A 9,722-nucleotide genomic window follows, 5' to 3' on the forward strand; every position below is an offset into this window, starting at 1 on the left:
ATTAAGGAGGTCGCACAATGAAGATCGAAATCTTTGGTTCGGGCTGTCCGAGGTGCAAACAGACAGAAAAGATTATGAAGATGGCCGTTGAAGAGTTGGATTCAGATGCGATAGTGGAGAAGGTAACAGACATGATGGTGATCATGGAGAAGGGAATAGTATCGACTCCCGCTGTCGCAGTCGATGGAAAGATCGTTATATCCGGGAAGATACCCTCACTAGATGAGGCGAAAAGACTCATCAAAGGTTGATAGAAGAAATGTTTAGGTGATAGATTAGTGGAGGGGGATGCCCTTCCATTTTTCAACCATGTAGATGGAGGTCAAGAATGAAAGTGGTAGCCTTTAATGGAAGTCCGCGTGTTGATGGAAACACCTCTAAGATGATTGAAGAAGTCTTCACTGTTCTAAATGATGGAGGAATAGATACCGAGATAGTACAAATTGGCGGGAACCCCGTAATGGGGTGCACTGCCTGCAATATCTGCTTCGAGACGAAAAACAGGAGATGCGCAATAGTTGATGACTATGTTAACGGTTGCATAGAAAAGATGCTTGAGGCAGACGGAATTATCTTCGGGACGCCGACTTATTTTGCGGATCTCTCGCCCGAGGTGAAGGCTCTGATTGACAGAGCAGGGATGGTGGCACTTGCCAACAACGCTATGTTTAAGAAAAAAGTAGGTGCGGCCGTAGTAGCGGTTCGAAGAGGAGGATCTGTTCACGCATTCGATTCTATCAATCACTTTTTCCTTATCTCTCAAATGATAATTCCCGGTTCATCATACTGGAATCTCTCTCTAGCCTGGCGAAAAGGGGATTTCGAGAAAGATAAAGAGGGAATACGAACGATGAGAGTTCTCGGTGAAAACATGGCCTGGTTGCTAAGGAAGATCAACCAATAGTCTGTTGTAATGAGCTTTCAACTTGATTTCTGCCGAACTAGAATAGATTGCGGCCTCCGAAATTGTATGCGGCTGGCAAGACTATAAATTGGAAAAAGTACCACTGTCTATCTTTTTGCAAGAAGGCACTTTCACCAAATGCCTTACGACAGTTCATGGTTCACTTCTGCGCGAAACTCGATAACAAATCTGATAGTTGTTCCATCTCTTCACAGCTAAGATATCCGGTTCTTGCCTCTTGTTTTGACACTTGATAAATGGGGTTTTCGAGAACTAAAACTGGTATCTTATTTGCATGTCATTGTGTTGGAGGTGCGAAAGTGTACACGTGGATGAAAACTCTTGGATGGATAAACTTCACTCTTCTTGTCATAAACACATCTCTTTTTCTGACAAGATGGTTCTACCGCACATTCAATAAAAGGCTTGAGCGTTTTCCCTGGAAGGGCTTTAAGAAACTGATGGTAGTCCTGGCCGCTGTTCATCCTTGGACTGGTTCAATTCTCTTGTTCACTGCCCTTTATCATGGTTATCTTGCAACAGGAGGTTTTGTCCTGTACAGTGGTAGTCTTGTTTTCATCGGGGTATTTGCACAGTTCATAGTATATTTGTTAGGAAAGTATGTTTCGGCTATGAAGAAGAAATGGAGACCCATACATAAAGGCCTGATGATAGCCACATGGGCGCTGTTTCTTTTCCATATTTTTGCGCCGTATTCTATTTGGATTCCAATTCTCTAGTCCATTGTTGCTAGCGATCTCAAGAATGGCAGTACAATTTCGAGGAATTCCCCGGGGCTTTCCTCATGTGGTAGGTGGCCCGTATCTGGAATGATTGACAGCTGGGCTAAGGGAAGCTCTTTCGCGAGCCTTACTGAGTCCTCAACGGGTACTATTCTGTCGTTATCTCCAGTGATAACTAATGACGGTACATAAATCACGGGAATTTTGGAATAGTCGTAAGGCTTTCTTGCAAGCGTCAGTTCCCACAAAGCTCTGTCCCAGTTTTCCGCCTTCAGTGGTTTTTCGTATCCTTCAAGAATATCTGGGGTCAGCTTGCTGGTATCGTACCAAGCCAGATCTAGAAGATTTCGTGAGTTTCCCAGAAAAATTCTCGATACAAGAGGACCTAGATGTCTACCCTGTGGTGTGTTTGTCAGTAAGTTGAAAAATGGGTTATCTGCATCGTTCGTATATACGGCAGCATCTACGAGTACGAGTCCTTTGACCTTTTGTGGGTACGATGCCGCTACTTCCAGTGCAGTAAGGCCGCCGGCAGAATTACCGATCAGGATAGCCTCTTCATATCCCAGATGCTCGATAAGTGATACTGTAAGTTCTACCTGACCTTCCATTGAATAAGGGTTGAAAACCTCAAGATCTTTACCCAACGGTCTTGAGGTAAAACCAAATCCAGGTCTGTCGAACGCGACTACGAAATACTCCTCAGCTAAAGGACCAATTACCTCGCGCCACGAAAAAGTGCTGGCCCCAAACCCATGAAGAAGAAGGACCAAAGTAGAACCTTCACCGGCGCTCTTGTAATGAATGTTTATGTTCTTTATGTTGACAAACATGCTATCTTCGTCTGCAAGTAGAAGAGGGTCCACAGTGCCCTCCAGATCTCTCACGGGGATGAGAAAGGGAGCAATTAAGACTACCGAGAGCAAAGAAACCACAATGACAATGAATTTCATGACTATTCGACTCCTTGCGATCTTATCGAAGCGAAGGCTTTGTTGACAAGCAACTCCGCTTCCACTCCGTCCCTTGGGAGCAAGACAGATCCCGCTTTGAGTTCCAGCGTTGAATCGCCTTGGTCCAATTTCCACTTCTCAAAGGAACTAAGGACTTTTCCAATTATCCTGGCGGCGGAATCAGGATTTTTAAGGTCCTCGGCAAGCAGAAGAAATTCTCTTCTAGAAAACCTACACAGCGTATCGCTCTTTCTTATGCCCTTGACAAGCTCTTCTGTTATCTCTACAAGCGTTGCTTCTTGGATGCTCTGAACTGCTTCTCTATTACTTAGTTCAAATGCAGCGACCATCGAAAACAGGTTGTTTCTTCTGCTTCTAAATATTGCCATGTTCAATCTGTCTCTGAAAAGCACGTAATTTGGGAGCCCAGTCTCGCCGTCAAAATGGGCAAGTTCAGAAATTGTTTGTTCGGCTAGCTTCAAGTCTGAGATATCTTCTACCACAAAGAGAAAGTACAATGCATTTGGTACCGATAATTTCTTCAAATAATACCTCAACCATCTCCCGTTCTTTCTTATGTGGTGGTATTCCAAAGCCTCTTCACTTCTACGTATCAAATCTCTCATCTTCTTCTTAATCTCTTCCCGCAACCCTTCTATCAGATTTGAGGCCCGGTTGTTTGCCACAAGCACGTTCGAGAATTCATCGAGCACAGCTACTCCGTCCTCAATAAGAGACAAAGCCTGCGTAAGAAGTTCTGAGAGCTGCTCTGAGGAAATGTTGTCTTTCATTGTTTCACCACCCTTTGCTTTTCAGTCGTTTCTATTCTACCTGTAAAGTACAAATTTACATATTTGCTCATTAAAGGATCATTCTTCCATCTGTGAAAGCCAAAGGTCAGAGTGCAATTGTATAATGGGCTTACACAGGTAGAAATCGATATAGAGGAGGCAAGAAGTGAAAAAGAGTGTTTTCATAGTTCTAAGCCTTGTTTTTTTCTTCTCATTCTTTTTTCTTCAAGGATGCGATCGTTCCAAACTAACGACAACAGTAACTTCTGTGATTGATGGTGACTCTATTACTGTAAAGGCTCTTCAAGGAACGGTTAGGCTCATTGGTATAGATGCACCAGAGGTCACTTCAGGAAGCAAGCCGGCCGGTCAATTTGCCGAAGAAGCAAGAGAGTTCTTGAAGCAGATGGTCCTGAACAATGGAAAGGTTACCCTTGAACTCCATGGAAAGGATTCTTACGGAAGGCATCTTGCTTACCTCTTCAACTCTGAAGGTGAATTTGTGAATGCAGAACTAGTCAGGCAGGGTCTGGCGAGACCTCTAACCTATGAAGATACCTCCCATAATTCAGCGAAAATCAGAGAAGCCTACAGACAGGCTTTCAATAACAGAAGTGGGATCTTCTCATCCTACAATGATTTTCAAGTTTATGATGCCTCTGAGGTTCGTGAAGCCCTTTATCCGTATCAATTGGGCGGTTTTCTCGGAAAGATAGTATGGGTCGAGTTCACTGTGATTGACGTAAATGGCCTTACGGTAGTTGGTGATGATATTGTCGTGAGAGTAAGGCCTGAGGAAGCGACACTTTTCGGTCAGGATTCCAAAGATTTGCAAAGACTGTACAGAAAGAAAATCAGGGTTTTCGGTGAGATCTGGCAGGATGATTCTGGCAAGGTCTTGATGCTTTTGAGAGACCCGGCCATAGAGATCACCGGAATATCTCAATTTGCAAATTCCTCGCCTTTTCTTCTTCCAAAAGCTGCTTGAAATACTTCCAATGCGAAAGCAGTCTTAGAATCCAAGAGAATTGACAAGAAGAAAAGTATATGCAAAAATAGATTGCAATGAGTTTGCGCAAATGAATTGCAATACGGAGGTGTCAATTGAAAAGACTGACATCACTTAGAAGAGAAGTTTTGGATCTGATAAACAACTCTGAATCGCCTTTGAGTGCCGATGGTATTTATGGAGCGCTGAAGGAGAAACCAAACCTTTCAAGCGTTTATAGAAGCCTTGCCTTTTTGGAAGATGAGGGGCTAATACGGTCAATATCCTTCGAGTGCGAGACGAGATTTTATTTCAGTAGTGAAAGAGAACCGGTACATTTTTTGCACTGCAAAAAGTGCCACAAAACCGAACCATTTTATGAGTGTTTTGCAGATTCTTTTGCAAAGAAAGTTGCGGAAAGCCGTGATTTTACGATTACTAATCATGTATTTTACTTCATTGGAATTTGTGGAGAGTGCAAGAGAAAACTGCTCTCCGACATAGAGGATGGGAAGCTATGAAAAAACGGACTTTACTAACTATTACAGCGCTAATGATTCTGTTTTCAACAACCCTGTTGCCTCTCAGAATTGTGGCTACCATAAACCCTTACTATTTGATTGTTAAGGAGATAGCCGGTAAGAATGGCCAGGTCGATCTTCTGATTGGACCCGGTCAGAACCCACATATATTCTCTCCCAAGATATCGGACGTGAGAAAGCTAAATGAAGCGGACTTAGTCATTGCGAATGGTTTAAATTTGGAGAGTTTCCTAGAGAGTTATCTTGAAGATCTGGCAGCGCAGGGAAAGCGCGTGTTATACATGGGGAATCAGTTGCCGGATGACTTTCTTGTATCTGAAGATGAAATTGGTGAAGCGAACACCGACTTACACCATTTCAACCCTCACATCTGGCTTGATCCAGTAATTCTGTCCGACTACTTGATTCCCGTTATCGTGGAAGAACTGTCCAATATTGATCCGGTTAACTCGGTGTTTTACAAAGTAAACGCAGAAAAACTAATTTCCGAGCTTCATGATTTCGATGAAAAGGCCAGCTCTTATTTGGAGAGATTTCGAGGGTCGATTGTAATAGTTGCTCATCCAAGTTTCACTTACTTCTTTAGAAGATATGGAATAGAGCTTGAGCCTGTTCTTGAAGGAGTTGGCGATGAGCCAGTATAGGGGAAATAAAGGAACTCGTTGACTTTGTAAGAGAAAAGGATGTCATTGGAATATTTGCTGAGTACCAGCATTCAAAGAGAGCCATAGATATACTGAAAAGCGAAACAGCGGTCGGTCATGGCGAACTGGATAGTTTAGGTCTCTCAATGGAAAGCATTATTGAGCTTCTACAGTGGAATCTCGACGAAATGATGAGGGTATTTGATGGAAAATAAAATTCTGAGTGTCGAAAATTTGAGCTATAGAATTGGAAGTCATTGGATTCTGAGGGACGTTTCTTTCAGTATCTCAAGAAAGGAATTCGTTGGGATAATAGGGCCGAATGGTGCAGGGAAAACAACCCTCATAAAAGCGATAGTTGGAGATCTTGAAGTCTATTCGGGAAAGATCGTTGTTTCCGGGAAGATTGGATATCTATCTCAGAATCCAGACAGGAAGAGAGATTTCCCTATAAAGGTAAGAGAAGTGGCTGCGATGGGGCTATACGGTGATCGTGGAATCTTGAGGCCCTTCAGAAAGAGCGACTGGATTAGAGTGGATGATCTCCTCAGGACGGTAGGTATTTTAGATCTGAGAGATAGAAAGGCCGGCACGCTTTCGGGCGGTGAGTATCAGAGACTGATGTTGGCAAGGGCGTTGGCCTCCGATCCCGACTTGCTTATACTCGATGAACCGGAAGCTGGAGTCGATGAGATGGGTAAAGCTTCTTTTTACAGGTTACTCGAGTCTCTCAAGAATGAAAAGAGTATAGGCATACTAATGGTAAGCCATGACATTGGAATGGTTTTTGACGCTTGTGATACTGTGATGTGCATTAACAAGACTCTACATTGCTATAATGATGCGGATAGTATTACTCCAGAGGAACTGCAGTCCGCGTTCTCTAGCGATCTTGATTTCTTCATAAGATCAAGAGATCATTTCGAAAGGGAGCATCATTTATGATTCAGGATTTTATAAGTGATATCATATCATACAGTTTCTTGCGTAATGCTATTTTAGCCGCAGTTCTTGTAAGTGCACTTACGGGTATCTTTTCAAGCGTGGTTGTTCTTAGAAAGATTGAATTCATTGGTGATGGTGCAGCTCACGCGACGTTCGGCGGTATTGCATTTGGTCTGCTGCTCGGAACGAACTATATTCTCATGGCTGCGATTACGGCCGTGATTTTTGCAGTTGCCGTCAGTTATTTTACGAGAAAGAACAAACTGTCCGAGAGTAGTGTTATTGGAATGCTTCTCCCTCTTTCGATGTCGCTGGGCGTAATTGCTCTCTCATTTATACGGGGCTATACTCCTGATGTTATGGGTCTTTTCTTCGGTAATATACTTATGGTTACTTCTGAAGACGTTTGGATGCTATTGGTAGCTAACGTTATTGCCTGGGTCTTCTTCGCGGTGTTTTACCGAGAACTGCTTTATTACTCTTACGATGAGGGGATGGCAAAACACTACGGTGTACCTATTGGATTTATACATTATGCAGTGCTAATAGGAATAAGTCTGAGCGTAGTAGGCTCGGTGAAAATTGCAGGAATAATTCTTGTCACTGCCTTTTTGGTCATTCCTGCAGTTACTTCAAAGACCATTGCCCGTTCATTCAGAGGTATGATTCTGATTTCACTAGGTATGGCAGTAGTGGCAAGCGTGATGGGCATCTTTGTATCATACGTGCTTGACATGCCTCCAGGGCCCGTGATTGTTGTAATGTTATTCATGGAATTTCTGATAACTTTCTCTTTGAAAGCACTATTTAGAGTCAGATTTTGATCAACCGGTAAATTCCAGAATGGATCTTGATTGATAAGTGAGATTCGTGTTGATTGGTTTTTTCCGCTTGTTAGGACTTCGGAAGTGTGGATAAACTTGTGGCTCGGGGAAGAGATTAAACCCCCGATCGCAGAGAGGAGAATTAACATGAAAATAACTGTTCTTTGCAATGACAAAGGTCTCGAAGGTTTTGAATCTGAACATGGAATTTCATTCTTTATCGAACTGAATGGAAAGAAGTTCCTTTTCGATACCGGATCTACCGACGTTGCAGTTAAGAATGCCGGAAAATTGGGTATAGATCTTTCCGAGGTTGAGTCGATTATTATCAGTCATGGTCACTATGATCATCTTGGTGGGCTAGGAAATGTCTTGAAAAAAACAGGCGCAAAAAAAGTCATGGTCGGCGAAGGATGTCTTGAGAGGAAATTCAGCGGTTCAACGGAATCCAGTCCAGAAGGTTTTGGGAGTGAATATGAGCGGCTCGGAGCTTCTATCGAAACTGTACGCGCTTCGAGAGAGATCACAAACGGCCTACACGTAATGACTGCCGCTCCGTTCGTAACCGAAGAAAGACCTGGAGATAAGCACAACAGAATCAAAGGGGGTACAAGAATTCGAGATTTCTTTGAGGACGAGCTTTCTCTTGCTGTTGTCCAAAATGGTGTTGTGACAGTTATAACCGGCTGCTCTCACAGGGGGATTGGTAACATCGTAAAACAAGCATCGGGGTTTGGAAAAGTAAAGAACGTAGTTGGAGGCCTGCACTTGTTGCACAAGACTGAAGATGAGCTTGAAGAGATCTTTGAATATCTATTGGGTTTCGATATAGATAAGTTCCATATTGGTCACTGTACAGGTGACAATGTAGTGAAGAAGATCGCAGAAAGATTTCCTGCCGAAGTCCGGGAGCTTATGGCCGGCGATAGTTTTGAGTTTCATGGTTGAAACACTGTAATGTGAGTTAAATCAACAATTTGTTTTCGATTTATAGACATTGAGGAGGTTAATGAAGTGGATAGGATTTCGAATTTCGAGTATTTTTTGCCGACAAGGCTAGTGTTCGGTGTTGGATCATTAAACAGAGTTGGAGAGTTTGCAAAGTCCTTGGGCAAGAAGGCACTAATTGTAACGGGTAAGAGCAGTACGAAAAAGACTGGCCTTCTTGACAAGGTAATAGCTATTCTAGAGAAGAATGGAGTAGAAACGGCCGTATTTGATGAGATAGTCCCAAATCCCCTTTCATCTACGGTTGATAAAGGCGCTGAGTTTGCAAACAATGAAAGATGCGATCTGATCATCGGTCTCGGTGGGGGAAGCCCCGTAGACTCGGCAAAACTAATAGCCGTGGTCGCTAAGGATGGCGGTAAATGCTGGGATTACACTGGATCTGGGGGAGGAAGAATTCCCAAATCGGCGCTACCTGTTATCGCTATTCCCACTACTCACGGTACCGGAACCGAGTCAGACCCCTTTGCAGTGGTAACCAATACTGAAACTGACGAGAAGATAGGTGTCGGATTTGACCAAACTTTTCCTACTGTCTCTATTGTCGATCCCGAGGTTATGAAGACTCTTCCGCCCTATCAAACAGCGGCAACCGGAATGGATGCTTTCTATCATGCAATCGAGTCCTACATAAATACAAATCATCAACCAACGTCAGACCTTCTTGCTCTGGAAGCCATGTCGCTCATAAATCATTATCTACCATAGCTTACAGGGATGGCAACAACATCGAAGCTAGAACAGCCCTCGCATGGGCAAGTACAGCCGCAGGAATTTGCGAAACACTTTCGGGCTGCATCGCAAATCATTCCATTGAGCATCCTATAAGCGCCCATTATAACGCTACCCATGGAGCTGGACTTTGCGCAACCGGCCCTGCATTCTTTGATTACATAAGGCCTCATACAAAAGAGAGATTGGCCAGAGTAGCTCAAATTATGGGAGCTCCTGAAAGTGAAGTAGATATCGATAAGCTCTCGAAAATGTCAATAGAACTAATTCACAGGCTTCAGAAAAGCGTGGATATAGACATTACGCTTAAGGATCTTGGAGTCGAGAAGTCTATGCTTGGTAGACTTGCTGAGGATGCTATGAGAACAATGGGAGCTCTTGTCGAAGTGACACCTGGTAACCTGAAAACCAAAGATCTGGAAAGGATATTGGAAATGTCTTATTGATTTGTAGCTGCCAAATGGAATCCAGATTGGAGAGAACATTGATCTTTTAGGATCTCTCGCTAAATACCGAAGAACGGGGGGATTGAATCAGTCTGCCCCTCGTTTTTTCTTCCTTACGAGGACCGTTTAGAACATTTCCAGAATCAGAGCGGTAAGGATAATGAAGAAGAAAACGTCCTTGGTTCTTCGGGAAGATCAGTTG

Annotated in this window: 11 protein-coding genes and 1 pseudogene; 10 read left to right on the forward strand and 2 right to left on the reverse strand. The window is 43.4% G+C overall.

What is annotated here, in order from left to right; genetic code table 11:
- Positions 1–17 precede the first annotated feature (17 nt).
- From BG32_RS12820 to BG32_RS12830, 3 genes are all read left to right on the forward strand, one after another.
- Positions 18–251 (forward strand): thioredoxin family protein, encoded by a 234-nt coding sequence (locus BG32_RS12820; RefSeq protein WP_014731379.1) that lies wholly within the window; start codon positions 18–20, stop codon positions 249–251.
- A gap of 77 nt (positions 252–328) precedes the next feature.
- Positions 329–904 carry a flavodoxin family protein gene (locus BG32_RS12825; protein WP_014731380.1) on the forward strand — a complete coding sequence of 192 codons (576 nt, stop codon included), beginning with the start codon at positions 329–331 and terminating at the stop codon, positions 902–904.
- A gap of 320 nt (positions 905–1,224) precedes the next feature.
- A complete protein-coding gene (locus tag BG32_RS12830) occupies positions 1,225–1,644 on the forward strand; it encodes a hypothetical protein (RefSeq protein WP_014731381.1) in 420 nt (139 codons plus the stop codon).
- Here the strand turns inward: BG32_RS12830 and BG32_RS12835 are convergent.
- The gene (locus tag BG32_RS12835) at positions 1,641–2,600 is read right to left on the reverse strand and encodes an alpha/beta fold hydrolase (RefSeq protein ID WP_014731382.1); all 960 of its coding nucleotides are present in this window, start codon (positions 2,598–2,600) and stop codon (positions 1,641–1,643) included. The two genes, BG32_RS12830 and BG32_RS12835, sit on opposite strands and share 4 nt — an antisense overlap.
- Before the next feature lie 2 nt (positions 2,601–2,602).
- Positions 2,603–3,391, reverse strand: coding sequence for a GGDEF domain-containing protein (locus BG32_RS12840; RefSeq protein WP_041928200.1), 789 nt, complete (start codon positions 3,389–3,391; stop codon positions 2,603–2,605).
- A 166-nt stretch (positions 3,392–3,557) separates the two neighbouring features.
- Between BG32_RS12840 and BG32_RS12845 the strand changes: the two genes are divergently transcribed.
- From BG32_RS12845 to BG32_RS12875, 7 genes and pseudogenes are all read left to right on the forward strand, one after another.
- Complete coding sequence (locus BG32_RS12845) at positions 3,558–4,379, forward strand: thermonuclease family protein (protein ID WP_014731383.1); 822 nt, start codon at positions 3,558–3,560, stop codon at positions 4,377–4,379.
- Positions 4,380–4,495: 116 nt separating this feature from the next.
- Complete coding sequence (locus BG32_RS12850) at positions 4,496–4,900, forward strand: Fur family transcriptional regulator (RefSeq protein ID WP_014731384.1); 405 nt, start codon at positions 4,496–4,498, stop codon at positions 4,898–4,900.
- Positions 4,897–5,565 carry a metal ABC transporter substrate-binding protein gene (locus BG32_RS12855; protein WP_259459740.1) on the forward strand — a complete coding sequence of 223 codons (669 nt, stop codon included), beginning with the start codon at positions 4,897–4,899 and terminating at the stop codon, positions 5,563–5,565. Before BG32_RS12850 ends, BG32_RS12855 begins: the two co-directional genes overlap by 4 nt.
- A 204-nt stretch (positions 5,566–5,769) precedes the next feature.
- Complete coding sequence (locus BG32_RS12860) at positions 5,770–6,510, forward strand: metal ABC transporter ATP-binding protein (protein ID WP_014731386.1); 741 nt, start codon at positions 5,770–5,772, stop codon at positions 6,508–6,510.
- Complete coding sequence (locus BG32_RS12865; protein WP_014731387.1) at positions 6,507–7,334, forward strand: metal ABC transporter permease; 828 nt, start codon at positions 6,507–6,509, stop codon at positions 7,332–7,334. Before BG32_RS12860 ends, BG32_RS12865 begins: the two co-directional genes overlap by 4 nt.
- Before the next feature lie 147 nt (positions 7,335–7,481).
- Positions 7,482–8,282: an MBL fold metallo-hydrolase gene (locus BG32_RS12870; protein WP_041928464.1), complete on the forward strand. Its 801-nt coding sequence runs from the start codon at positions 7,482–7,484 to the stop codon at positions 8,280–8,282.
- Positions 8,283–8,393: 111 nt separating this feature from the next.
- A pseudogene (locus BG32_RS12875) lies at positions 8,394–9,520 on the forward strand (iron-containing alcohol dehydrogenase).
- The last annotated feature ends 202 nt before the right edge of the window (positions 9,521–9,722 follow it).

This window comes from Mesotoga sp. HF07.pep.5.2.highcov (genome assembly GCF_003666285.1).
Taxonomy (GTDB): Bacteria; Thermotogota; Thermotogae; order Petrotogales; family Kosmotogaceae; genus Mesotoga; species Mesotoga prima.

What these genes read in the sequence shown, in the direction of transcription:
- BG32_RS12870 (WP_041928464.1), top strand. Translation starts at nt 7,482, where the DNA reads ATGAAAATAACTGTTCTTTGCAATGACAAAGGTCTCGAAGGTTTTGAA.
- BG32_RS12855 (WP_259459740.1), top strand. Translation starts at nt 4,897, where the DNA reads ATGAAAAAACGGACTTTACTAACTATTACAGCGCTAATGATTCTGTTT.
- BG32_RS12835 (WP_014731382.1), bottom strand. Translation starts at nt 2,600, where the DNA reads ATGAAATTCATTGTCATTGTGGTTTCTTTGCTCTCGGTAGTCTTAATT.
- BG32_RS12820 (WP_014731379.1), top strand. Translation starts at nt 18, where the DNA reads ATGAAGATCGAAATCTTTGGTTCGGGCTGTCCGAGGTGCAAACAGACA.
- BG32_RS12840 (WP_041928200.1), bottom strand. Translation starts at nt 3,391, where the DNA reads ATGAAAGACAACATTTCCTCAGAGCAGCTCTCAGAACTTCTTACGCAG.
- BG32_RS12860 (WP_014731386.1), top strand. Translation starts at nt 5,770, where the DNA reads ATGGAAAATAAAATTCTGAGTGTCGAAAATTTGAGCTATAGAATTGGA.
- BG32_RS12865 (WP_014731387.1), top strand. Translation starts at nt 6,507, where the DNA reads ATGATTCAGGATTTTATAAGTGATATCATATCATACAGTTTCTTGCGT.
- BG32_RS12825 (WP_014731380.1), top strand. Translation starts at nt 329, where the DNA reads ATGAAAGTGGTAGCCTTTAATGGAAGTCCGCGTGTTGATGGAAACACC.